The organism is Albibacterium profundi, assembly GCF_042159835.1.
GTDB lineage: Bacteria > Bacteroidota > Bacteroidia > Sphingobacteriales > Sphingobacteriaceae > Albibacterium > Albibacterium profundi.
Window position 1 is genome coordinate 394,563 of record NZ_JBBVGT010000002.1, and the last position, 23,116, is coordinate 417,678.

The window sequence follows — 23,116 nt, forward strand, 5'->3', positions numbered from 1 at the left end:
ATTACAATACAAAGTTCCTAAAGGATAGAATCTAAAATGTATCCAATACTCGGCTTGACGTATCCAATTGTCGATTGTTAATGGTTTTTCTCATCCGAAGGATATTGCGACGATAGCATTATTTGAGTCTCTTATTTAACACGACTTATTTTATGTATTCATACTTTGTCAATCTCTTGTCTCCGGATTTTATTAAAATAGCTTGTTCCGTCCCCCATTTCAGGTCCCGGCTTGCCGTTGCCTCGCTGATTTCCCTGAAATTTACCAAATAATCTTTTCTGCTGAATGATTTGGTGCCAATGATTGTCCTGTATAGCTCAATGCGATCAGGCGCGGTAAGTTTCTTGTTTTGGGAGGCAAGGAGATTATCCAGCGCTTGAAGAATGATGGTTAACATATACTCAATAAAAGGCGTGGAACTGCCGTTTTTATCGGATTGGGATAATGCCCCATAATAGGTTTCTTGATTGGATTTTATGAGGCTTTCAACAGGCAGATATTCAAATATAGGATATTCTTGCATTAAAATAAGTGTTTGCCACAATCTCCCCATTCTCCCGTTACCGTCTGAAAAAGGGTGAATGAATTCAAATTCATAATGAAACACACAGCTTTTAACCAAAACGATGTCTTCATCCGTTTTTAGGTAATTGAATAAATCCTTCATCAAACCTTTTATCATGCTCCCGTTTGGTGCGATGTGTTCCACTATGGATCCTTTTACAATACCAACATTCTCTGTGCGGAGTTTGCCGGCACGTTCAATCAGCCCATTCATCAAAATGCCATGTGCTTTTTCTAAATCCGTTAATCGATAAGGGTCAAATTCATATAAGCGTTCGTAAACCTGGATGGCATTCTGTACTTCGATGATGTCCTTTTGAGGAGCGAGTACCCGTTTGTTTTCCAACAAGGCGGTTATTTGATCTTCTCCAAGCGTGTTCCCCTCAATCTCCAAAGATGATTGGATAGTTTTGATGCGGTTCTTTTTACGTAATTCCGTAGGGGGTTTATATAGATGCAAAGCTTTAATTTCCCCCAACTTTTCGGAGATGGAAACGATTGACTTTAATATTTTATCCGTTAATTGATAAGGTGGCTTCATACGATGATAGTATCATTTGATAGTATCACAAAGGTAGTCATTTTGTAATTCTTACAATATGAAAACACTTTCATGTTGAAATTTGTTCGTATTTTCGACATGAATATTTATTTATGATGAGTCATTCGACATGATTAAATCATGAAGATGAAATTTTGGTACAACTTCGACATATGGCTACAAAGCTGCGACGAGCGCTTAAAAATGCTATTACCGGGTCAGTAACTTATACCCCACTCTGCTGTGAATACTTTCTCCTCAAAAAATGGGTCGATCTACCTATTATGTCAACTAAAAGTTGATGGATTTATTGACTGCTCAATAAAAGACTATCTGTGTGATTTAAAGCAGAAAAGGCGCAATTTCTTGCGCCTTTTTGTGATCCCGCTGGGGCTCGAACCCAGGACCCATACATTAAAAGTGTATTGCTCTACCAGCTGAGCTACGGAATCCTTAATACTTCCTTTTTTGAAAGTGATGCAAAGATAGAATTATCAGCTATACTGTCCAAAAATAATTGAATATAATTTCAATTCGGCAATTAACTCCCTAAATCTCAATGGCAAATATTTTTACTTGTTAAGCCGAAATACAGTTTCCCCTCCTATTACGGTGCGACTAACCTTTACATTTCTTAATTGTTCATCCGGGATCTCCATGATATCTTGTTCTAGAATCACAAAATCGGCTACTTTTCCATTTTCGATGCTTCCATGTGTATCTTCCTGAAATGACGCAAAAGCCGACCAAATAGTCATCCCTTTTAATGCTTCCTCCCTACTGATAGCATCCTCAAGCTGGAAACCACCTTCTGGTTGGTTGTTGGCGTCGACACGTGCGACTGCTGCATGAAAACCGTATAAGGGGTTGAAGTGTTCAACGGGAAAGTCGCTCCCCAATGCCAACATACCATAAGCTTCCAGTAAATCTTTATAGGCATAGGCGCCTTTCATGCGCTCTGCACCTAAACGATCTTCTGCCCAATACATATCAGAAGTGGCGTGGGTAGGCTGAACCGAAGGTATAATGGAATAGGCTGCGAATTTTTCAAAATCAGTAGGCGCAATGATCTGTGCATGCTCAATTCGCCAACGACGATCATTTTCTCCCTTCAAATACTTACCGTACACATCAAGCATAATGCGGTTTGCTGAATCTCCAATAGCATGGGTGTTTATCTGAAAATCAGTTTCGCTCAACACACCTACAACTGAATCTAACTTCGACGGTGACAATAGAAGAAAACCGGATGTTGACGCATCTGAATAAGGATGCAATAAGCAAGCTCCACGCGAACCTAAAGCCCCATCGGCCATGAGCTTAAATGAACGTACATTTAAGCGATCGCTAGCATAGGTACCTTCTTTCTGATAATGCTGTAAGTTTCTTTCGCTGAGCGCTACCATCGCATAATCACGGATTTTTAAGTCTCCACTTTCATATAATTTTTTTAGCAAGTCAATTTGATTTATGCTTAGACCGGCATCCGCGATGGTTGTCAACCCAACGGAAACGCACGAGTCTTGCGCTTTTAATAGCTGACGTGTTAGATCAGCCTCTGTCGGGTCAGGAATATTACGCCGCACTACCCCCATAGCATTATCAATCAATACACCGGTCAGTCTATTATTATCAGCTACGAAAAGACCGCCTTCAATTTCCCTCGGTTTGGTAACACCAGAAAGCTCTAAGGCCTTGTCATTAACAATGGCGGCATGTCCGTCGATACGTGTCAAGTAAATGGGTGTCTCAGGAAAGGCTTCATTAAGCAAATGATTGTCTGGAAATTCTTTCCCAGGCCACTTATTTTGGTCCCACCCTCTTCCTAAAATCCATTTGTTGTCTGGATTAGCTTCATGGAATGCTCTTAATCGTTCCACCACCTCTTCAAAACTTTGCGTATTGATCAAATCGGCTTGATCAAGAGTACTACCCAAACCGAAGAAGTGGGCATGTGAATCATAAAATCCAGGGTAAACTGGTTTCCCCTCAGCATCGATCGTCTCGGCAGCCTGATAATTATTTAAGATATCTTCGCTTGTTCCTATTTCTATAAACTTTCCGTCGGCCACGGCAAATGCTTCTGCAGTCGAGAATAAGCTATCGACCGTGTAAATATTTGCATTGTGGACAATTAGGTCTACATTTGTCTTAGAGGAGCATGCGGCCATAAGTATTGTTAAACATATAACCAAGCTGTTTAATAATGGATGTCTTTTCATTTATTCGTGGTTTATGGTTGCGTATCTAGAGATGCACGGATCATGCGGTCATTTCCCGAAATATCTTTCTTTAAAATAATATTTTTAAATCCATTGGCTGACAAATAGTCAACGAGCTCTTCCCCATATTGTTGATTGATTTCAAAATAGATCAATCCACCGTCATGTAAGTTTTTTATAGCATATGCCGCAATCGTTGTATAGAAAATCAACGGATTTTCTTGTTTAACAAATAAGGCTTGATGAGGTTCGTAGTCAACGACATTTTGATGCATACCCTTTTTTTCTTCCGAACCAATATACGGAGGGTTGCTCACAATGATATGAAATTTCTGATTTAATTCATTGACATAGGGTTCAGCTTGCAAAATGTCAAGCTGCAGAAAATCAATGTCAGCTTGGTGAAGTTCTGCATTTTCCTTAGCAACCTGGAGTGCATCCGAGGATATATCTACGGCGTGGACACGGGTTTTGACAGGTGACTTTTTTTTCAAAGTGATAGGGATGCAACCACTTCCGGTACCAACATCCAATATCTCAATAGGCTCTTGTAGTTGTTTGGAATCAGTGAGATCATCTACTATCCACGTGACAAGCTCCTCTGTTTCCGGACGCGGGATTAAAACCGACTCGTTGACGATGAACTTTTCTCCCAGGAAGTATGAGTAGCCTACAATGTGCTGAATGGGTCGCCCTTTCTCTAAGTCTAAAAGTATTTGATGAATGGTTTGCGTTTCAGCCTCGCTTAGCTGTAATCGGGAATCGAGTTTTAATTGCATACGTCCACGATTAAGTACATGCTCCAGACTCAGCCAAAACAGTTCCGTTGCTTCAGACGGCGAATAAAGGTGTGTTAATGATTCAATAAAGTTTTGCCGAATTTTATGAGGTTGCAGCATGGGCGACTTATTTAATATTCAAATCTACATAAAATAACGAAAGACCTATATTTGCATTATGCAGAACCATGATATATATATGCGTCGTTGTCTCGACCTAGCATCTTTGGGTGCCGGTTCGGTGAGTCCTAACCCGATGGTAGGCGCGGTTATCGTACATGACCAACAGGTCATCGGCGAAGGTTGGCATGAGCGATATGGTCAGGCGCACGCAGAGGTGAATGCTATTAATCAGGTTTTAACTAGCTATAACTCTCAAGCCGAAGAATTATTAAGGAATTCCACGCTCTATGTGAGCTTAGAGCCTTGTTCTCATCATGGTAAAACTCCGCCCTGTGTCGACTTGATTATTAAACACCAGATACCGCATGTTGTAATTGGCTGTCGGGATTCATTCGATAAGGTAAACGGTCAAGGCATAAAACGTTTGACCGATGCCGGGGTTCGGGTGACCGAAGGTGTGTTGGAGAAGGAAGCACGCCACCTTAACCGCCGTTTCTTTACGCAGATCTCGAAAAAGCGTCCCTATATCATTTTGAAATGGGCGCAAACGGCTGACGGCTATTTTGCGCCGGTTGACGCACAACAGAAATGGATCAGCAGCAAGCAGTCGAAATTACTTGTTCACCGATGGCGAAGTGAGGAAGATGCTATCTTGGTAGGCAAGAACACAGCATTGATTGATAACCCTCAACTAAATACTCGCTTGTGGAAGGGGAAAAATCCGAAACGGATTGTAATGGACAGAAACTTGGAGCTTCCTCCTAACCTTCATCTGTTCGACAAGAGTGTGGAAACAATTGTTCTCAATGAGAAAAAAACTGATATCCAGGCTAACCTGAAATATATTTCTTTAGAGAGCTTTGATTTCTATTTGGCAGAGAGCGTAAGCTTCCAGCTATTCCTGCTGGATATTCAATCGGTTATTATCGAAGGTGGCGCCAAAACAATCGATCTCTTTATTAAATCCGGCCTTTGGGATGAAGCGCGTGTGTTTACGTCGGACACAATTTGGGGCGAAGGGCTTGCTGCTCCTCGCATCAACGCAGGGCCGACAGAATCGTTGCGGATAGGTAGCGACCAACTCTCTATATATTATCGCCCATGATATTCGTATTTTTTAGCATTGTCTGCAGCGTTTTAGTTTCAATTATTTTGAAGCTGGCCAAACGTTACGAAATCAGTACCAATCAGATTATTGCTTGGAATTATCCAATGGCCGTGATATTAAATTTGATTTTCTATAAGCCTCAGATCCAACAGATTTCATTTAATACCGGAAATACGAGTCTATATCTTGTGCTCGGTTTTTTACTACCGGCATTGTTTTTAGCAATCGCCGCCGCTATTAAATACACCGGGATTGTTAGGACCGATATTGCACAAAGAACGTCGATCTTTATCCCACTCATTGCTGCCTTCCTTATCTTTCATGAGGACCCGACAATCCAATCCATAATCGGCATCGCCGTCGGTATCGCAGCTATTATTTGCTCGATCAGATGGAATGCTTCGTCAAATGCTAACTCCGGAAAGGCAGGATGGCTATATCCATTGATTATCTTCTTCGGAATGGGTCTGATCGACATTCTGTTCAAGCAGATAGCGCAACATAAAGAAGTGCCGTACACAGCTTCCGTTTTGTGTGTATTCATTATTGCGATGGTTATTTCGTTCATCTATATCGGTGCAAGAATATATCGGGGATCGGAAAAGTTCAGCCTAGTATCGATTTTTTGGGGTCTTCTTTTGGGTGCGTTTAATTTTGGTAATATTTTGTTTTATATGAAAGCGCATCGCGCGATACCAGACAACCCATCAGTTGTCTTTTCGGCCATGAATATCGGGGTGATAGCGCTTGGTGCGGTAGTAGGCTTGTATCTATTTAAAGAAAAGTTATCAGTCTTAAATAAAGTTGGTATTTTGCTTGCTATCATTTCTATCCTTATTATTGCCGGCAATGAGTCTATTTGAAGATACGTACACGACGATTGAAAATCCAGTCACCGGGTTATTTAAAGATAAAGGGAGCAAGTTCATAGCCTATGCATTTCCGTTTAACGATGAGCATGAGCTAAAAGATTTACTGATGAAGGTAAAGACCGAGCACCCGAAAGCCCGTCATCATTGTTATGCCTACCGGTTGGGTATCGACCGATCAGTATTCAGAGTCAACGATGACGGTGAGCCGGCCGGATCTGCCGGACGTCCTATATTAAACACATTGTTATCAGCAGATTTGACTAACATCCTCGTTGTAGTTGTCCGGTATTTCGGTGGAACCTTATTGGGAATACCGGGATTAATCAATGCATATAAATCTGCTACACAGGATGCAATAGATCAAGCAGATACAATTGAAAAACATGAACAAGATGTTTATGAAATTCAATTTGAATATCCGCAGATGAACGATATTATGCGGGTAGTAAAGGATGAAAACCTAGATGTAGTTAAACAGGATTTTGAAATTAGCTGTTTGATGCAAATTGCTATCCGGAAAACGATGGTAAACCGATTGGCGGATCAGATTGCTAGCCTTCCAAATACGAAACTGAAATACTTACGAACTATTTAGTCTCTTTTTTCTCGTCTAACAGTTGGTCGCGATAAACATCGAGACGATCTTCTTGCTTTTTACTTACTGTAGGAAAATCAGGCTCCATCTCTTGCAGGGTTTCGACGATGATGCGACCGATCGCTAATCTCGAGAACCATTTTTTATCAGCCGGGATAATATACCAAGGAGCGCTATCGGTGCTCGTCTCATTGATACATTCTTCATATACCTGTTGGTATTGATCCCACAAAGCGCGCTCGTCTAAATCGCCTGCGGAAAACTTCCAGTGTTTATCTTCTTCATTCAATCGATCCAGAAACCGATCACGTTGTTCTTCTTTTGACAGATGCAGGAAAAATTTGATAATAGTGGTACCGTTCCGAGTCAGATGTTCCTCGAACTGTCGAATACTTTTATACCGATCGCTCCAAAACTCTTCAGTAATATCAGATTCCTTTCTAATTCCGGGGAGTCGCTCTTTTAATATATATTCTGGATGCACTTTACAAACCAGTACATATTCATAATGAGACCGGTTATGAATGCCTATTCGCCCACGCTCTGGCAGTGCATCATAATGCCGCCAAAGAAAATCATGGTCGTAATCTTCATCATTCGGTTGCTTAAAGCTAAACACCTGACAGCCTTGCGGGTTCACACCGCTCATAACATGTTCGATAGCACTGTCTTTACCAGCTGCGTCCATGGCTTGAAAGACAATTAATAGACTCTTCCTATCCTCTGCATACAGTCGCTCTTGCAACTCAAACAAGGAATCCTGAAAGTCTTTTAGATCTTCTTTGGCATCGTCTTTAGAAAGACCAAATGTTTCATCTGTCTTAAAGTCAGCTAGTTTAATCGATTTTCCTGATACTTTAAATTGCTCGTATTTTTTGCTCATCTCGATTCGTAATTTATATTCAGATCAATATATTCTCAGACGTGAATGATTCATAAGACTTAGGAAAATAAATATAAAGATAAATTTCTTCAAACATTTACGATATTTACGGATATGTTTAGAAGAATTAAGAACAGGTTCCTCCGCTATCTGCTCATTTTCATTTACTTTATTATCATTTTCATCTGCGCAGTAGAGATTAACTTCCTCAATCTTTTCGGGTACTCTCCCAATCGGGATGATATTCAGATGCCAGAGTTAAGCGTTGCTTCACATTTGTATACAGCGGATGGAAAGCTGCTTGGAACGTACTTTAAACAAAACCGCAATCCGGTTCAACACGAAAATCTTTCCGAACCTTTGAAGGAGGCATTAATCTCGACGGAAGACATCCGTTTTTACAAACATAATGGAGTGGACTTTATCGCAGTGTTCACCAGTATTATATCGACATTCCAAGGCGAAAAGCGCGGAGCGAGTACACTAACACAGCAACTTGCGAAAAACCTATATCAAACGCGTTATGATAAATCGGCCGGACTGCTAGGTAAAATTCCAGGTGTTAGGATGGTTATCATCAAAATTAAGGAATGGATGACTGCTTATAAGCTTGAAACAAAGTATTCTAAGGAGGAAATTCTAACAATGTACCTAAACACGGTCTCCTTTGGAAACAATACATATGGTATTAAAACCGCAGCCAAACATTATTTCAATACAATACCGGATTCTTTAGATGCACCGCAGTCAGCCTTGCTTGTAGGTATGCTAAAGGGCACAACACTTTATAACCCAATCAGAAATCCTGAAAACTCGAAAAAACGAAGAAACGTAGTGCTCAGCCAGATGGCTAAAGAAAATTTTATCACTAAAGATCAACTTGCAGAGTATCAATCTTTGGACATCAACCTATCAGTAGCGGAAGTTGAGGATGAACTAATAGGGAACTCCTACTTAAGATCCGCCGTTTTGCGCTTTCTTGATGAATGGAGTGAGGAAAGTGGTTATGATATTTACGAGGACGGACTACAAATTTACACAAGCATTGACTCTAAAATGCAGGCCTACGCAGAAGAGGTAGTGGCAAAACAAATGCGAATTCTTCAAAATCGTTTCGAAAATGTCTGGGGCGATGATCTGCCATGGCGTGACTCACAAGGTAATGTCGTTGAAGGGTTCTTAGAGAATTTAGCGAGCAAAACGGATTACTATGAATTTCTAAACGAAAAATATGATGGAATCCAGGATAGCATTCAGTTTTACCTGACTCAAAAGAAAGAAATGAAGGTTTTTACTTGGGACGGAATGGAAACGGTAAATTATTCGACTCTCGACTCACTGGCGCATTATGCCAAGATGATCAATACCGGAATGATGTCAATGGATCCCTTCAACGGCGAAATTAAAGTTTGGGTAGGCGGGATAAATCATAAGTATTATAAATTTGACCATGTTGACCAAGCTAGAAGGCAAGCCGGATCAACATTTAAGCCTTTTGCCTATCTGACGGCGATAGAACAAGGAATCGATCCTTGTGACAAATTCGTGGATAAACCGGTTAGGATAGAGTATATAGAAAATGGCGAAGAAATGGTCTGGGAGCCTAAAAATGCAGATTGGAATTTTACTTACCAAAACATGTCGCTAAGATGGGCGATGGGTCGTTCTGTTAATTCAATCACAGCTCAAATCACCGAAGAGGTTGGCTGGGACAATGTAGTTGAGACGGCGCACAGGGTAGGAATAGAAAGTCCGCTGAAGTCGGTGCCTTCTGTTAGTTTAGGATCAAACGATGTAAGTGTTTTGGAAATGGTAAAAGCATATGCTACTTTTTTAAACAAAGGGAATCAAGTAGACCCGGTGCTGGTGACAACCATTAAAGACAGACACGGGAAAGTAATCGCTGAATTTAAATCTGAAAACGAGCGTGTTATCAGTGAGGAGGATGCATGGTTAATGTTATATATGCTTCGCGGAACGATGGACGAGCCGGGCGGAACGTCGCAGGCTCTTTGGGAGTGGGATTTATGGAAAGACGGAAATCAAATTGCGGGAAAAACAGGCACTTCATCTGATTATGTTGATGGTTGGTACATGGGTCTTACCAAAGATTTAGTAACCGGCGTTTGGGTTGGAAACGATGAACGAAGCATTCATTTTAAAAGCTCGGCAACCGGTGAAGGCGCTCATACGGCGCTTCCAATCTTTGGTATGTTTATGGAGAAACTCTATCAAGATGAAAATGACGAATATACGTATGGTCCTTTCCCTGAACCCACAGTTGAAATTACGAAAGAATATAACTGTCCGACACCACGACCACGACGCCAAGTCGACTCAACTGAAGTTGATTCCAGCGTAGTGCCTTTGCCTCATGCGATTGAAATGGATCGTATTCTTGAAGAGATTGAACGAAGTCTACCAGACAGTTTGTAAACAAAAAAACATATCTTTAACTAGACAATTATAAAGGAACGATGAAATTTATGGTTACGAATACATTGAATAAAAAGTTTGCAATTGGGCTCTCATTTTTGATTGTCTTTCTATGCTCTTTTTTAAGTGCGGAGGCGCAATATTTTGGTCAAAATAAAATGCGCTATAAAAAGCTTGATTTTAAAGTAAAAGAAACTCCTCACTTCAATTTATACTATTACATGGAGAATGATTCACTGTTGGCAAACTTTGCCAAGGAGAGTGAGTTATGGTATGAATTACATCAACAAGTATTTCGTGACACGTTTGATCATAAAAACCCACTGATAATTTATAATAACCATCCCGATTTCCAACAAACCACAGCTATACAGGGTTCCATCAGTGTGGGGACAGGTGGTGTTACAGAAGGTTTGAAGAACAGAGTCGTGATGCCAATTATGCAGGTGAATAGTCAGACGCGACATGTACTCGGTCACGAAATGGTCCACGCATTTCAATATCACTCGCTAATAGAGGGAGATTCAACTCAGTTAGAAAATATCGGCAACCTTCCCCTGTGGATGGTTGAAGGGATGGCAGAGTATCTTTCTGTAGGAAAGAAAGATGCATTTACTGCAATGTGGATGCGCGATGCTTATCTTAATCAAGATATCCCAACGCTAAAGGATTTAACAGAAAGTAATAAATACTTCCCATATCGTTATGGGCAAGCTTTCTGGTCATACATCGGTTCAACCTATGGAGATACGGTCATTGTTCCCTTATTTAAAGCGACGGCAAAATATGGTTATCAGATGGCAGTTCGCCGAGTTTTAGGTTATGATGAAGCCACTGTGTCAAGCTTATGGCGACAGGCTATCGAAAATACATATAAACCACTCTTGACAGACACAACGAAAAAACCAGTCGGAAATATCATCATCGACAAAAATAATGCGGGAAATACTAATGTGTCGCCAGCAATTTCACCAGATGGTAAATATGTGGCTTTTTTGTCCGAAAAGGATCTTTTTAGTATTGATCTCTACCTAGCAGATGCACAGACAGGGAAAATTATTCGAAAATTGACGAGTCGTATCAGCAATAGCCATATCGATGAGTTTAGTTATATTGAATCTGCTGGTAGCTTTTCCCCGGATAGCAGAAAGTTTGCATATAGTGTATTCTCGGAAGGACGGAACAAGTTAATGATAACAGATGTCTCTAACGGAAGAACGCTACTAACAGAAGGGATGGGCGAAGTTGGTGAATTCAGCAACATTACTTGGGCGCCGGACGGCAAGTCTGTTGTATTTTCTGGCTTGAAGCAAGGGCAGAGCGATCTTTATAAATACAACATAGAAACAAAAAAGCTGACACAGCTAACCGATGACCCTTATTCGGAATACCATCCATCCTACTCGCATGATGGAAAATATCTGGTATTTAGCAGTGACCGTGGCAGTTTCCAACGGGGTGATGAATCTGTAAATATCAGCTTTAACCTTTCACTGATGGATATGGACAGTCGCCAAGTAGTCGATATACCCGTGTTCCCGACAGCTAATAACCTAAACCCGCAATTTTCGGGTGATGACCAGCAGATCTATTTCCTATCTAACCGCGATGGTTTCAGGAACCTATACCGTTATACAATTGAAACCAATACTACTGAGCAACTGACTGAATACTTTACTGGCATTAGTGGTATTACCGAGTACTCGCCAGCATTAAGTGTTTCGGCGAATGACGATATTTTATATTCATATTATCGATCGCAAACCTACACAATCTACAATGCTAAAGCCGATGAATTTGAGCCTCAGCCGGTTGCCAATGACGCAATCGATTTTACAGCGGCCATGCTCCCGCCTTTGAAGTCATACGGAGTGGATGTAGTTAACACGAACTTGCGAAACTTTAATAATTTGACGCGAATAGACACTGCGCAAATTTATCCGATCCCGTACAAACCCAAATTCAAGTTAGACTATTTAGCGAGTAGCGGAATGGGCGTATCCGTCGGGAGTAGATACGGTGCCGGCCTTGCCAGCGGGATTCAAGGCATATTTTCTGATATCTTAGGACGCAATCAAATATTTGCAGGTTTGGCAATAAATGGCGAAATCTACGACTTCGGAGGGCAAGTTGCCTACATCAATCAGGCGAGTCGCCTGAACTGGGGAGGCGCGATATCGCATATTCCTTTCATCTCCGGATTGGTATCTGCTTCTATTGACGAAAACTCGCAAATATCGCCGACAGGGGTTGCATATTTGGATAACTACGATATTATAAGAACCTTCCAAGAGCAAGCAGAGGCTTTTGTTGCCTATCCGTTTTCGAGAAGAACTCGTGTAGAAATGGGTGGTGCTTTTGCACACTATAGCTATCGTATAGATCGGTATACAAACTATTATGCTGCCGATCCGAACTCCTACTACCCTCTTTATTATTTAGGTGGAGACAGACGAAAAATAGATCTGGAAGAAGCTGCGAAAACCTACGGATCAAGTTTTGAGTCTTTCACAATTCAACAACTGAACAGCGCCTTGGTCGGTGATAATTCAGTATTCGGAGTGGCAGCTCCATTAGCGGGTTATCGCTACCGGCTTGGTGTGGAACAGTACTTCGGCGACTATAACTTTAGAAGCTACACGGTAGACTTAAGGAAATATCATCGGATGAACAAAGTAACACTGGCAGCCAGGGCTTATACTTATATGCGGGTAGGTGAAGACAGCGACCGGCTATATCCTCTGTTCTTGGGATATCCGTATCTAATACGAGGATACGAGTCTTCAAGTTTTTATAATAACCAAAGCGGCGTATCGACCTTCAATTACAATCAGCTAATGGGAACGCGCATAGCTGTTGCTAATATCGAAGCGCGGATTCCCTTTACTGGTCCTGAACGTTTGTCACTGTTCGCATCGAGAATGCTATTCTCGGATCTCAACTTTTTCTTTGATATGGGCTTAGCGTGGAGTGAAGGAGATAAGATTGCATTTAAATCAGAGCCTGACCTCATTGAACAAGTCCCAAGTCCGACAAGCCCTAACACATATATCAATGTATACGAGCGTGTGCCAGCGATGAGTGCTGGGGTATCGTTACGGGTAAATATGTTTGGCTACTTTGTCATCGAGCCTTATTTTGCGATTCCTTTCCAAAGGAACGATGTTAAATTTGGGACATTCGGAATCAACTTTGCCCCTGGATGGTAATAAAATATAGGTTAGCCTACGCTAGATGATAACTATGAGGCGTAGGTTAACCTATCATAGCCATGGGATGATATGCATCGCATATCCATATGAATGCTGAGGTCATGCCAGTTAGCATTATCAAAACGAATCAGTCTTTCTTTCTGCGGCCTTGTATATGTGTCAATCTCATCTAATCTGGTCAGTGCTGTGTCTTGCCGAACCTCTTCAAAATACACTAATCGAGTCGCCTCTTTGTGTCCGTTAAGTCCCAAACTCTGTCGACTTTTATAATACTGCATGGTGTAATTCAAGTTATCTGTCAGACCAATTTTGAAATTCTTTCGATTCGTATCTGTCAATATGTATATAAACTGTCTCATAATGCTTGTTTCTAACTAATTTCTTTGGTTATACAAATTAAATTACTAACTTTAATGGCACAATATTACTAATAATATTAGTACAAACAAAATAAATTTTAAAATGTCTAACATCGCTGCAAATTTACGGTACTTAAGAAAAAAGAAAGGCTTAACGCAACAGCAGTTCGCTGATGCAATGGATATTAAACGTTCGCTTGTCGGAGCCTACGAAGAACATAGAGCAGAACCTAAATATGATCTACTAAAAAAAATAGCAGATTTCTTCGACCTATCTATGGATGAATTAGTAGCTGAAAAAATCAACGACAAATGGAAACCAAAGTCGATTGTTGATGGATCTTCATTGAGGATATTGAGCATAACAACGGATAGCGAAGAAAATGAAAACATTGAACTGGTACCTGTAAAGGCTAGCGCAGGCTATCTAAATGGCTATGCCGACCCTGAATTTATTAGTGAGCTTCCTAAGTTCCGCCTACCAATGTTCAATCAAGGTACATATCGAGCTTTTGAACTTAAAGGGGATTCTATGCTGCCTTTGAACCCTGGTACCGTCATTATTGGAGAGTACATGGAAGACTGGCATCATATTAAACCCGGTCAGACTTACGTTGTAGTCTCGAGAACAGAGGGCGTAGTTTATAAAAGAGTGGCGTTTAAATTTAAGACGGATAAGGGATTAAAACTTCTTTCTGATAACAAAACATATGACCCTTACTGGATTGAAGCCAAAGACATACTTGAAGTATGGAAAGCAAAGGCTTTTATCAGCACGGATTTCCCTGAGCCGAGCAATGAACCGACCTTAGAATCATTAACTAGCATGATTACAGATATGCAAAAGACCATTAGCACAATGAAAAAGTAAAATCGATATTTATTGACAATTAACACTTTTTAACATTTTATATTTTAAACTTTTTGTCGGCAACACACTCTATCAATAAAAGAACGACAAAATAATAGTTAAGAAAATAAAGTGAAGTTTTAGGTTTTTGATTTTAGAATAGATTAAGTTTTAGGTTTAGGTTTAGTAAAGATTGTTCTGTTTTCAGGTTCGGAGCAATCAGGCGACTCGCTTCTCAAGCGGGTCGCTTTTTTTATTAACTTTATGCTGAACAAACCAAAGCTCCTAATGAAACAAATTGTAGTACTCGGTGCGGGAACCATGGGAAATGGCATAGCACATACTTTTGCACTTCATAAATTTAACGTCACATTAATCGACACCGATTCAGCTCGTTTAGAGAATGCGGTTAACACAATTGAAAGAAATCTAGAAAGACAGGTCAAAAAAGGAACGATTGATCAATCCGAAAAAGAAGAAGCTCTATCGAACATTACGAGTACTTCCGTTCTATCGGAAGGTATCACAAATGCTGATCTAATCATTGAGGCGGTTACAGAAGATTTAGAGATAAAAAGTGATTTATTCCGCAAGATTGATGAATTGTGCCCAACGCACGCAATTATAGCATCCAACACTTCGTCGATCTCTATTACTGCCCTAGCCAGCGCAACGAAACGACCGGCGCAAGTTGTTGGAATGCACTTTATGAACCCTGTTCCGATTATGAAATTAGTCGAAGTAATCCGTGGATATGAGACGAGCGATGATACAGCTACAAAGATCATGAACTTGGCAACGGAACTCGACAAAGTTCCAGTTGAAGTGAATGACTATCCTGGATTTATTGCCAATCGCATACTTATGCCAATGATCAATGAATCCATCTTCGCTCTCTATGAAGGGGTAGCCGGTAGAGAAGAAATTGACCAAGTAATGAAATTGGGTATGGCCCACCCTATGGGGCCCTTGCAGTTAGCAGATTTTATCGGCTTGGATGTATGCTCTGCAATACTTACCGTGTTGTACGATGGTTTCGGCAACCCAAAGTATGCCCCCTGCCCCCTTTTAACTAAAATGGTGACAGCCAGAAAGTTAGGTATTAAAACGAAAGAGGGCTTCTACAAATACGATTAAACTTTGCAGGCTGTTTACATTCGTTCAGGAACCTCAATACCAAGCAGCTTCATTCCCCGCTTGATAATATTAGCGGTTACGCTCGACAACGAGAGACGAAAGGCTTTCACTAGCGGATCCTCGGCCTTTAAAATTGTTTCTTCGTGATAGAACTTATTATAAAGCTTAGCTATTTCATAAATATAATTCGCTAGCTGTGCTGGGCTAAACTCATCTGCCGATGCCTTAATTTTTTCCGGAAAACGATCTAAGGCTTTGATTAGTTCAATTTCAGAAGGCTTTAGCAGAGTCGGCAATTCGTGCTGCTCTCCCCCATTTATATACTCAGCTTTGATAAGGACTGAATTAATCCTAGCATAGGTATACTGAATAAAGGGGCCCGTATGACCCTGAAAGTCAATAGACTCAGCTGGATTAAACAAAAGTCTCTTTTTAGGCTCAACTCGTAATAAAAAGTATTTAAGTGCTCCTAACCCGATCTGTTGATACAAACGATCTTTCTCCGCTTCTGAAAAACCATCTACTTTTCCTAACTCCTCTGTTCGTGTCTTTGCCGTATCAAACATCTGGGTCATCAAATCATCCGCATCGACCACCGTACCTTCACGTGATTTCATTTTTCCAGAAGGAAGATCAACCATACCATATGAAAGGTGATAAAGTCCTTTTGCCCAATCTTTACCCAATTTTTCGAGTATCAAAAAGAGAACCTTAAAATGATAGTCTTGTTCATTACCCACAACATACACCGATTCATCCATTTTAAAATCGTCATGTTTCAGTTGCGCTGTCCCAAGATCCTGCGTAATATACACAGAGGTTCCATCTCCTCTTAGGACTAATTTTTCATCTAAACCATCATCGCTTAAATCTATCCAAACGGAATTATCTTCTTTCCGATAGAAAACACCCTTATCTAACCCTTCTTGAATTAAGTCTTTCCCGAGCAAATAGGTATCAGACTCATAATAATATTTATCAAAATCAACCCCAAGCCTTTTGTAAGTTTCATCAAAGCCTTCATAAACCCAGGCGTTCATCTTTTCCCAGAGCCCTACAACCTCCTCATTCCCAGCTTCCCACTGTTGGAGCATTTCCTGAGCCTGCTTAATCAGAGGTGCATTTTTTTTCGCTTCGTCTTCAGTTTGCCCTTCCGATATCAATTGTTGAATTTGCTCCTTATATTTTTTATCAAAAATGACATAATATTTGCCTACTAAATGATCTCCTTTCTTTCCGGTAGATTGAGGTGTTTCTCCATCTCCAAAAAGCTGCCAAGCAAGCATTGACTTACAGATATGAATCCCTCGATCGTTGACTAAATTTGACTTAATAACATCATAGCCAGACGCTTTTAGAATCTCTGATACAGCAAAACCTAATAGGTTATTTCTAATATGCCCTAAATGGAGTGGTTTGTTGGTGTTTGGAGATGAATATTCGACCATTAACTTCTTACCATTAGGCGGGAAGAAGCCAAAATCTGGTCTGGATATTTCATTGATTAATTGCTCTGACCAATAAGCGGGACTCACCACAATATTCAAAAAACCTTTAATGGTGTTATAGTCCGCAACAGAAGGCACATGTTTCTTCAAATATTCGCCAACCTCGGCTCCAGTTGCTTCCGGGGATTTCTTTGAAAAACGCGTAATAGGAAAAGTCACTAAGGTTATATCCCCTTCAAACTCTTTGCGTGTTTCTTGTAAAGAAAATTGGCTTTCAGGTAATTCAGCATTATATAATTCCTTGACTGCTGTTTTAGCAGCCTTAACTAACTGATCTTGTATATTCATTATCTGTTTTAGAAAATATTAATCGTGAATGAGTGCGTTAATGGCCCGAGTTAAAATTTCAAACGCATTTTCGGCCATTAAATTCTCGTTATCTAAGGTAGGGTTTACTTCGACCATTTCGAAGCAACATATCTTTGGGTGCCCACAAAGTCGAGTTACCAAAGCTCCTGCCTCCCGCTCGGTAAAACCATTCGGAACCGGCGTCCCTGTACCGCGCGATATGGTGGGATCCATCGAGTCGACATCAAAAGACACATAAATCATATCGCACTGCTCCAGATAGCTGGTAATATCATTGACGATCCTCTCTACACCTAGCTTTCTAAAGTTTGCAACACTAATATTCTTTATTTTTTTCTTTTTTATCAGTGACGCTTCTGGCGCCTCGACGTCCCTGACACCAATATAAATTAGATCTCTAGCCTGTATCTTCGGAACAATCGCTCCAATATTCTTCAACTGAAACCAATAGTTAATGGTTTCCTGGTCAGGCTTATTTATCTTATTTGCTAAATTATCTTCGTCAAGGGAAACCGCAATGGGCATACCATGAACATTACCTGTAGGGGTAGTATATGGTGAATGAATATCTGCATGAGCGTCGATCCACACAACACCGAGTCTTTTCTTAGGGAAGGCTTTCCGGATACCGGCAATGGTACCCATTGCAGTACTATGATCACCAGCTAAAACAACTGGAAACCGTTCTTCATGATAGGTTTTTTTAACTTCATCTGCTACCCGCTCACTTACCGTTAAGATACCAGAGATTCGCTTCCCATAAGGGCTACCTGACGATTCAAATAAGAGGTGATTTTCATTTTGGACTTCCTTAGTGGGATATTGTTTAAAAAACCGGCTTCCAAAATCTAATGCGGCGACCTTTATGGCGTCTACTCCTAAACTTGCTCCACGAGTACCAGCACCCAGCTCAGACTTTACTTCTATCAATTGAATTTCTCGCATATCTTAAAACAAATTACGTCCCTTACAAAATTTGGGGAACAAAATTGGCATTGATTTGTTCAACATCTCAATGTGAAAGTATATCTTTGCCAAAATTAAAAAAATAATGCAGACCTATCAGGAATTTCTTGACTTAAGTGTTGGTTTTCCGCAAGACGGATTTGAAATAATCGACGATGAGCTATATTTCCATGACATTAACCTCATGGAGATGATTGAGACCTACGGGACACCGTTACGATTTACTTATTTGCCAATAATCAGCAAAAAGATCCAACAAGCTAAAATACTTTTTCAAACAGCTATTTTGAAAAACAATTATCGAGGGTCATATAAATACTGTTACTGTACCAAAAGCTCTCACTTCAGACATGTAGTAGAAGAAGCTTTAAAAAACGATATCCACTTAGAGACATCCTCGGCTTTTGACATGCCGGTTATTGATGCTTTAGAGAAAAAAGGAATCGTTAATAAAGACATTACGGTAATTTGCAATGGGTTCAAAACCTATCAATACAAGCAGTATATAATTGATATGCTGCACGATGGGTTCAAAAACATTATTCCTGTACTAGACAATAAAGAAGAATTTAACCTCTTTGATGACGAGGTTGAGCTAGATACTCCCTGTAATCTTGGGATTAGGATTGCTGCAGAAGAGCAGCCTGATTCACAGTTTTACACTTCAAGACTCGGGATCAGAATGGAAGACATTATTGACTATTATAACAATAAGATCGTTCCAAATCCAAATTTCAGGGTAAAGTTACTGCATTTCTTTATCAATTCCGGCATTTCGGACACGCCCTATTACTGGACAGAACTCGAAAAATACGTCACCTTATACTGCAAATTTAAAAAGATAAACCCTGATCTTGACACGTTAGATATCGGTGGGGGCATGCCTTTTAAAGATTCCTTAGTGCATGATTTCGATTACGAATACATGGTCAATGAAATCGTGAATAGAATAAAAGAAATATGTGCTCTCCACGATGTTATGGAACCTGATATCATTACCGAATTTGGTAAATATACCGTAGCTGAAGCGTCTGGAATTTTGTATAAAATTATTGGCAGAAAACAACAAAACGACCGTGAACGTTGGCTTATGCTTGACGGTTCATTTATAACGAATCTACCCGACGTATGGGCACTGAACCAAAAATATATTTTACTCCCGATTAATAATTGGGATTTCGAATACGAGAAAGTTAACCTAGGTGGTATTACCTGCGACGGCCAAGATTATTATAACTCTGAGGCACATATGAATAATGTGTTCATGCCCAAAACGAGAAAAGTTCAATACTTGGGTTTCTTCCACACAGGGGCCTATCAAGAGGTATTAAGTGGATACGGAGGAATACACCATTGTTTACTCCCATCGCCGAAGCATGTGATTATACGTAGAAATCGTGACGAGACTTTCAATTTTGAAGTTTTTGGGGAAGAACAAAATAGCAAGCAAGTTCTAAAAATACTGGGTTATTAAACTTTTTATGCGTCGAACTTCTCTAGCTGCTTAATTAAGACGGCGAAGTCCTTCGGATAAGGTGCCTCAAAAGTAAGGTCTTCGCCATTTAAATTGATTTTGATTGACTTCGCATGGAGAGCAAAACGTTTCATAATTGGCTGCTCTTCTTTGTTCTTTGTGAGAGTATATCCGCGTTTTAATTGGGAAAGAAAAACCGGTTTACCTCTATACATCTCGTCGCCAACGATAGAAGCTTTTAGCGTAGCAAGATGAACCCTGATTTGATGCATTCTTCCCGTTACGGGTCGGCACTCGACCAACGTAAAGTGTCTAAAAAAGCGAATGGAATTGAAATACGTTATCGCATTCTTACCGCGCGCGCGATCAATACTTACGTTTTTATTTCCTTGGTTTAATATCGGTAGATCGACCAGTTTATCCTCAAAACGATGTACTCCCTCAATCAACGCGTGATAGTGTTTTTCAACACGGCGATGCTCGAACTCCATCGATATCGAACGATAGGTTTCAGGGTTCTTTGCTATTAACATCACTCCAGACGTTTCGCGATCCAATCGATGACATATTTGCGCATCTTCGTGATAAGATTTTGCTATCCGATGAATATTCTGTTCATTTTTGTCCCTATCATCAAGCGAGGAAATAAGTGGGGGTTTATTAATTACAATCAGATTGGAATCCTCAAATATGATTAAATCAGAAAGCCTAATAAATTTACGAGTTGTATTTATTTTATCCATCGTCACAAAAGTACAATAAGCGGACTGCATTCAGAAAACATTGAGTTTAAAATGGTAGAAAAACTAACGAAGCGGGAAATTTGGAACCAATTTTGCTCTATAAAACTATTTGCAAAACAAATTAACAGAACATACTATACTCCTTGAAATATGTCGCATAAAATACTAATCTTGGATGACGATTCAGATATTCTATTTTTCTGTACATATGTTTTCGAGAATATGGGTTTCGAAGTGACGTCGTCAACCCATTGCAACGACATCATTGCGCAGGTAGAATCAGCAGATCCGGATATGGTCCTAATCGACAATTGGATACCCGATATTGGTGGAGTAAAAGCTACCCAGCAACTAAAAGCTTCCGAACATTTAAAAGAAATTCCGGTTATTCTCTTTTCAGCGAACAGCAATTTGTCAGAACTGGCTGAAGAAGCCGGCGCTGACGATTATCTACGAAAGCCTTTCGACCTCGATGAGTTAGAAGACCTCGCGTTAAAACACGTTAAAACTAGTAGATAAAACAAGTCAGCATCTAGCTATACCTTTTCAAATTTATAACCTACCCCTTTTACGGTAGCTACATAGTCATTCCCAATTTTCTCTCGTAACTTACGAATATGAACATCAATGGTACGATTGGTTACGACTACCGAGTCCTCCCAAATACTCTTCAGGATTACGTCACGAGTAAACACCTTTCCAGGTTTCGAAGCCAACAAATACAATAATTCAAACTCCTTTTTTGCCAAGACAATTTTTTCTTCACCTCGAAAAACTAAAAAGGCATCGCGATCAATTATTAGGTCCGCAATCTCAATCCGATTGTACAAAGGTTCCTCTTGCTGAACATTTCTCCGCAGTATGGCATTAATCCTGCTCACCAGCACTCGTGGCTTAATAGGTTTGGCAATATAGTCATCCGCACCTACATTAAATCCAGCTATCTCAGAATACTCTTCACTTCTAGCTGTTAGGAATACCATAAACGTCTGCCTAAACTCTGGCATAGTGCGCATGATCCTACAAGCTTCTATCCCGTCCATTTCAGGCATCATTATATCCAAAATGATTAAATCCGGTGTATTTTCCTTCGCAAGTTTAATAGCCTCTTTACCGTTAACTGCGGTCGTAACTTGATAACCTTCTTTTCTTAGATTATATTCGATAAGCTCTCGGATATCAGGTTCATCATCAACAATTAGAATCTTATTCTTCGAAACGTTCATTTCATTTAAAATTTTATGCTAAAATATGAACTTATTAAAATCTAATTGTTTACTCAATGTTAAGTAATCGTTAACACGTAAGATTGTTAACCGAACGCTATTCCCCCAAATGTTCAGCTAATGCTGCTCTAAGAGCTTCTCCCCGGAGGTTTTTACCGATTATAACCCCATCAGGATCGATTAAAAAGGAAGCAGGGATTGCTGTTATCTTATATAACATCCCAGCCTCGCTATCCCAGCGTTTTAGCTCTGATACTTGGGTCCAATCTAACTTATCGTCCTTAATTGCCTTCAGCCAAGCAGCTTGATTGTTGTCTAACGACACGCCTAACACGGTAAAGCCTTTATCTTTATATGCATGATATTGTTCAACGATATTCGGGTTTTCTTCCCGACACGGAGCACACCATGATGCCCAAAAGTCGAGCAAGACATACTTACCCTTAAAGTCCGATAGTCGTACCGGTTGTCCCGTCGGCGTAAGAGACTCAAAATCGGGAGCCTTCTGGCCTACACTCACTGGTTTAAGTTCCGCCATGTGATTTGCAAAAAACTGCACAGACGAATTGTTAGGAAATCGCTCTCTTGCCTCATCAGCATATTGAATTAGTTCATTTTCATAGGTTATCGGGTCTAGCGAAAATAAAGAAAGCATAGCATAAAACCCAGCGAGGTTCTCACGATTTTCATTCGCGAACTGCAAGGTTTTCTCTGATGTTTCTGCTAAAATGGCTTCGTTTCTGGTAAGGAGTTCCTTCTGCACCTCAGCCTGGTCTTCATTGTTGGCCAGTCTAGTCTCATATTCACTCTGAAGTTCATTTTGTGCTTTTTGATATTCACCTCTAATCGCACTCAAAGTTTGCAATCGCGATGATATTTCAGAGCCACTTACTGTGTATTCGTCGCTAGCATTATTTAAATCGGTTTTAAAATCCACCCGATCACCATTACCAAGCACAAGCATATAGGATCTTGATCCTATGACCAATGTATATGGCTTAGCTTCAACAGCGGTACGTTTGAACCTAAACTTATCATTTTCGTTCAGAAATGCTGAATCCACTACAGCATCACCTTCATATAACAATACTTTCTTAAGATCACCAGCATTCATTATTTCACCGTTTAAAATGAAAATATCCTTATCGGAACAAGATGCTAGCAGTCCAAGTAGCGCAATAAATCCAAAAATCATTTTCTTCATAGCCA

Annotated in this window: 19 protein-coding genes and 1 tRNA gene; 9 read left to right on the forward strand and 11 right to left on the reverse strand. The window is 40.2% G+C overall.

Features of this window, described 5'->3' with window-relative positions:
- Positions 1-145 precede the first annotated feature (145 nt).
- The 4 genes from WKR92_RS03070 to prmC form a co-directional block, all read right to left on the reverse strand.
- Entirely contained in the window at positions 146-1,105 is a 960-nt protein-coding gene (locus WKR92_RS03070; protein WP_375556365.1) for a Fic family protein, read from the reverse strand.
- A 379-nt stretch (positions 1,106-1,484) separates the two neighbouring features.
- Positions 1,485-1,557, reverse strand: a tRNA-Lys gene (locus WKR92_RS03075).
- Between the two features lie 120 nt (positions 1,558-1,677).
- Positions 1,678-3,327, reverse strand: a complete 1,650-nt coding sequence (locus tag WKR92_RS03080) for an amidohydrolase (RefSeq protein ID WP_375556366.1) — start codon at positions 3,325-3,327, stop codon at positions 1,678-1,680.
- A gap of 11 nt (positions 3,328-3,338) precedes the next feature.
- Positions 3,339-4,226 (reverse strand): peptide chain release factor N(5)-glutamine methyltransferase, encoded by an 888-nt coding sequence (prmC, locus tag WKR92_RS03085; protein ID WP_375556367.1) that lies wholly within the window; start codon positions 4,224-4,226, stop codon positions 3,339-3,341.
- A 58-nt stretch (positions 4,227-4,284) separates the two neighbouring features.
- On the opposite strand from prmC, the gene ribD reads away from it, so the two are divergent.
- Genes ribD through WKR92_RS03100 form a run of 3 tightly spaced genes read left to right on the forward strand, consistent with a single transcriptional unit; the run spans position 4,285 to position 6,804 of the window.
- Entirely contained in the window at positions 4,285-5,334 is a 1,050-nt protein-coding gene (ribD, locus tag WKR92_RS03090) for a bifunctional diaminohydroxyphosphoribosylaminopyrimidine deaminase/5-amino-6-(5-phosphoribosylamino)uracil reductase RibD (protein WP_375556368.1), read from the forward strand.
- Positions 5,331-6,200, forward strand: coding sequence for an EamA family transporter (locus tag WKR92_RS03095; RefSeq protein ID WP_375556369.1), 870 nt, complete (start codon positions 5,331-5,333; stop codon positions 6,198-6,200). The genes ribD and WKR92_RS03095 overlap by 4 nt, the downstream gene beginning before the upstream one ends.
- Entirely contained in the window at positions 6,187-6,804 is a 618-nt protein-coding gene (locus tag WKR92_RS03100) for an IMPACT family protein (RefSeq protein ID WP_375556370.1), read from the forward strand. Before WKR92_RS03095 ends, WKR92_RS03100 begins: the two co-directional genes overlap by 14 nt.
- On the opposite strand, the gene WKR92_RS03105 is transcribed toward WKR92_RS03100, so the two are convergent.
- Positions 6,797-7,687, reverse strand: coding sequence for a polyphosphate kinase 2 family protein (locus tag WKR92_RS03105; protein ID WP_375556371.1), 891 nt, complete (start codon positions 7,685-7,687; stop codon positions 6,797-6,799). The genes WKR92_RS03100 and WKR92_RS03105 overlap by 8 nt on opposite strands.
- Before the next feature lie 114 nt (positions 7,688-7,801).
- Here WKR92_RS03105 and WKR92_RS03110 point away from each other — a divergent pair, with 114 nt between their 5' ends.
- Both WKR92_RS03110 and WKR92_RS03115 read left to right on the forward strand, forming a co-directional pair.
- Positions 7,802-10,123 carry a transglycosylase domain-containing protein gene (locus WKR92_RS03110; RefSeq protein WP_375556372.1) on the forward strand — a complete coding sequence of 774 codons (2,322 nt, stop codon included), beginning with the start codon at positions 7,802-7,804 and terminating at the stop codon, positions 10,121-10,123.
- A gap of 50 nt (positions 10,124-10,173) precedes the next feature.
- A complete protein-coding gene (locus tag WKR92_RS03115) occupies positions 10,174-13,332 on the forward strand; it encodes a DPP IV N-terminal domain-containing protein (RefSeq protein ID WP_375556373.1) in 3,159 nt (1,052 codons plus the stop codon).
- Positions 13,333-13,364: 32 nt separating this feature from the next.
- Here WKR92_RS03115 and WKR92_RS03120 read toward each other — a convergent pair whose 3' ends face one another.
- A complete protein-coding gene (locus WKR92_RS03120; protein ID WP_375556374.1) occupies positions 13,365-13,694 on the reverse strand; it encodes a GIY-YIG nuclease family protein in 330 nt (109 codons plus the stop codon).
- A gap of 103 nt (positions 13,695-13,797) precedes the next feature.
- On the opposite strand from WKR92_RS03120, the gene WKR92_RS03125 reads away from it, so the two are divergent.
- Both WKR92_RS03125 and WKR92_RS03130 read left to right on the forward strand, forming a co-directional pair.
- A complete protein-coding gene (locus WKR92_RS03125) occupies positions 13,798-14,565 on the forward strand; it encodes an XRE family transcriptional regulator (protein WP_375556375.1) in 768 nt (255 codons plus the stop codon).
- Positions 14,566-14,832: 267 nt separating this feature from the next.
- On the forward strand, positions 14,833-15,681 hold the full coding sequence (locus WKR92_RS03130) for a 3-hydroxyacyl-CoA dehydrogenase family protein (protein WP_375556376.1): 849 nt from the start codon (positions 14,833-14,835) through the stop codon (positions 15,679-15,681).
- Between the two features lie 14 nt (positions 15,682-15,695).
- Here WKR92_RS03130 and argS read toward each other — a convergent pair whose 3' ends face one another.
- Together argS and rocF are read right to left on the reverse strand one after the other, a co-directional pair.
- On the reverse strand, positions 15,696-17,477 hold the full coding sequence (argS, locus tag WKR92_RS03135; RefSeq protein WP_375556377.1) for an arginine--tRNA ligase: 1,782 nt from the start codon (positions 17,475-17,477) through the stop codon (positions 15,696-15,698).
- Positions 17,478-17,495: 18 nt separating this feature from the next.
- On the reverse strand, positions 17,496-18,443 hold the full coding sequence (gene rocF / locus WKR92_RS03140; RefSeq protein ID WP_375556378.1) for an arginase: 948 nt from the start codon (positions 18,441-18,443) through the stop codon (positions 17,496-17,498).
- 106 nt (positions 18,444-18,549) lie between these two features.
- On the opposite strand from rocF, the gene WKR92_RS03145 reads away from it, so the two are divergent.
- Positions 18,550-19,938, forward strand: a complete 1,389-nt coding sequence (locus WKR92_RS03145) for an arginine decarboxylase (RefSeq protein ID WP_375556379.1) — start codon at positions 18,550-18,552, stop codon at positions 19,936-19,938.
- A 5-nt stretch (positions 19,939-19,943) separates the two neighbouring features.
- Here WKR92_RS03145 and WKR92_RS03150 read toward each other — a convergent pair whose 3' ends face one another.
- The gene (locus WKR92_RS03150) at positions 19,944-20,681 is read right to left on the reverse strand and encodes an RluA family pseudouridine synthase (protein ID WP_375556380.1); all 738 of its coding nucleotides are present in this window, start codon (positions 20,679-20,681) and stop codon (positions 19,944-19,946) included.
- 150 nt (positions 20,682-20,831) lie between these two features.
- Here WKR92_RS03150 and WKR92_RS03155 point away from each other — a divergent pair, with 150 nt between their 5' ends.
- Positions 20,832-21,200: a response regulator gene (locus tag WKR92_RS03155; protein WP_375556381.1), complete on the forward strand. Its 369-nt coding sequence runs from the start codon at positions 20,832-20,834 to the stop codon at positions 21,198-21,200.
- A 17-nt stretch (positions 21,201-21,217) separates the two neighbouring features.
- On the opposite strand, the gene WKR92_RS03160 is transcribed toward WKR92_RS03155, so the two are convergent.
- Positions 21,218-21,907 carry a response regulator transcription factor gene (locus WKR92_RS03160; protein WP_375556382.1) on the reverse strand — a complete coding sequence of 230 codons (690 nt, stop codon included), beginning with the start codon at positions 21,905-21,907 and terminating at the stop codon, positions 21,218-21,220.
- A gap of 97 nt (positions 21,908-22,004) precedes the next feature.
- Positions 22,005-23,111 carry a redoxin domain-containing protein gene (locus tag WKR92_RS03165; protein ID WP_375556383.1) on the reverse strand — a complete coding sequence of 369 codons (1,107 nt, stop codon included), beginning with the start codon at positions 23,109-23,111 and terminating at the stop codon, positions 22,005-22,007.
- Positions 23,112-23,116 lie beyond the last annotated feature (5 nt).

What these genes read in the sequence shown, in the direction of transcription:
- WKR92_RS03070 (WP_375556365.1), bottom strand. Translation starts at nt 1,105, where the DNA reads ATGAAGCCACCTTATCAATTAACGGATAAAATATTAAAGTCAATCGTT.
- WKR92_RS03080 (WP_375556366.1), bottom strand. Translation starts at nt 3,327, where the DNA reads ATGAAAAGACATCCATTATTAAACAGCTTGGTTATATGTTTAACAATA.
- prmC (WP_375556367.1), bottom strand. Translation starts at nt 4,226, where the DNA reads ATGCTGCAACCTCATAAAATTCGGCAAAACTTTATTGAATCATTAACA.
- ribD (WP_375556368.1), top strand. Translation starts at nt 4,285, where the DNA reads ATGCAGAACCATGATATATATATGCGTCGTTGTCTCGACCTAGCATCT.
- WKR92_RS03095 (WP_375556369.1), top strand. Translation starts at nt 5,331, where the DNA reads ATGATATTCGTATTTTTTAGCATTGTCTGCAGCGTTTTAGTTTCAATT.
- WKR92_RS03100 (WP_375556370.1), top strand. Translation starts at nt 6,187, where the DNA reads ATGAGTCTATTTGAAGATACGTACACGACGATTGAAAATCCAGTCACC.
- WKR92_RS03105 (WP_375556371.1), bottom strand. Translation starts at nt 7,687, where the DNA reads ATGAGCAAAAAATACGAGCAATTTAAAGTATCAGGAAAATCGATTAAA.
- WKR92_RS03110 (WP_375556372.1), top strand. Translation starts at nt 7,802, where the DNA reads ATGTTTAGAAGAATTAAGAACAGGTTCCTCCGCTATCTGCTCATTTTC.
- WKR92_RS03115 (WP_375556373.1), top strand. Translation starts at nt 10,174, where the DNA reads ATGGTTACGAATACATTGAATAAAAAGTTTGCAATTGGGCTCTCATTT.
- WKR92_RS03120 (WP_375556374.1), bottom strand. Translation starts at nt 13,694, where the DNA reads ATGAGACAGTTTATATACATATTGACAGATACGAATCGAAAGAATTTC.
- WKR92_RS03125 (WP_375556375.1), top strand. Translation starts at nt 13,798, where the DNA reads ATGTCTAACATCGCTGCAAATTTACGGTACTTAAGAAAAAAGAAAGGC.
- WKR92_RS03130 (WP_375556376.1), top strand. Translation starts at nt 14,833, where the DNA reads ATGAAACAAATTGTAGTACTCGGTGCGGGAACCATGGGAAATGGCATA.
- argS (WP_375556377.1), bottom strand. Translation starts at nt 17,477, where the DNA reads ATGAATATACAAGATCAGTTAGTTAAGGCTGCTAAAACAGCAGTCAAG.
- rocF (WP_375556378.1), bottom strand. Translation starts at nt 18,443, where the DNA reads ATGCGAGAAATTCAATTGATAGAAGTAAAGTCTGAGCTGGGTGCTGGT.
- WKR92_RS03145 (WP_375556379.1), top strand. Translation starts at nt 18,550, where the DNA reads ATGCAGACCTATCAGGAATTTCTTGACTTAAGTGTTGGTTTTCCGCAA.
- WKR92_RS03150 (WP_375556380.1), bottom strand. Translation starts at nt 20,681, where the DNA reads ATGGATAAAATAAATACAACTCGTAAATTTATTAGGCTTTCTGATTTA.
- WKR92_RS03155 (WP_375556381.1), top strand. Translation starts at nt 20,832, where the DNA reads ATGTCGCATAAAATACTAATCTTGGATGACGATTCAGATATTCTATTT.
- WKR92_RS03160 (WP_375556382.1), bottom strand. Translation starts at nt 21,907, where the DNA reads ATGAACGTTTCGAAGAATAAGATTCTAATTGTTGATGATGAACCTGAT.
- WKR92_RS03165 (WP_375556383.1), bottom strand. Translation starts at nt 23,111, where the DNA reads ATGAAGAAAATGATTTTTGGATTTATTGCGCTACTTGGACTGCTAGCA.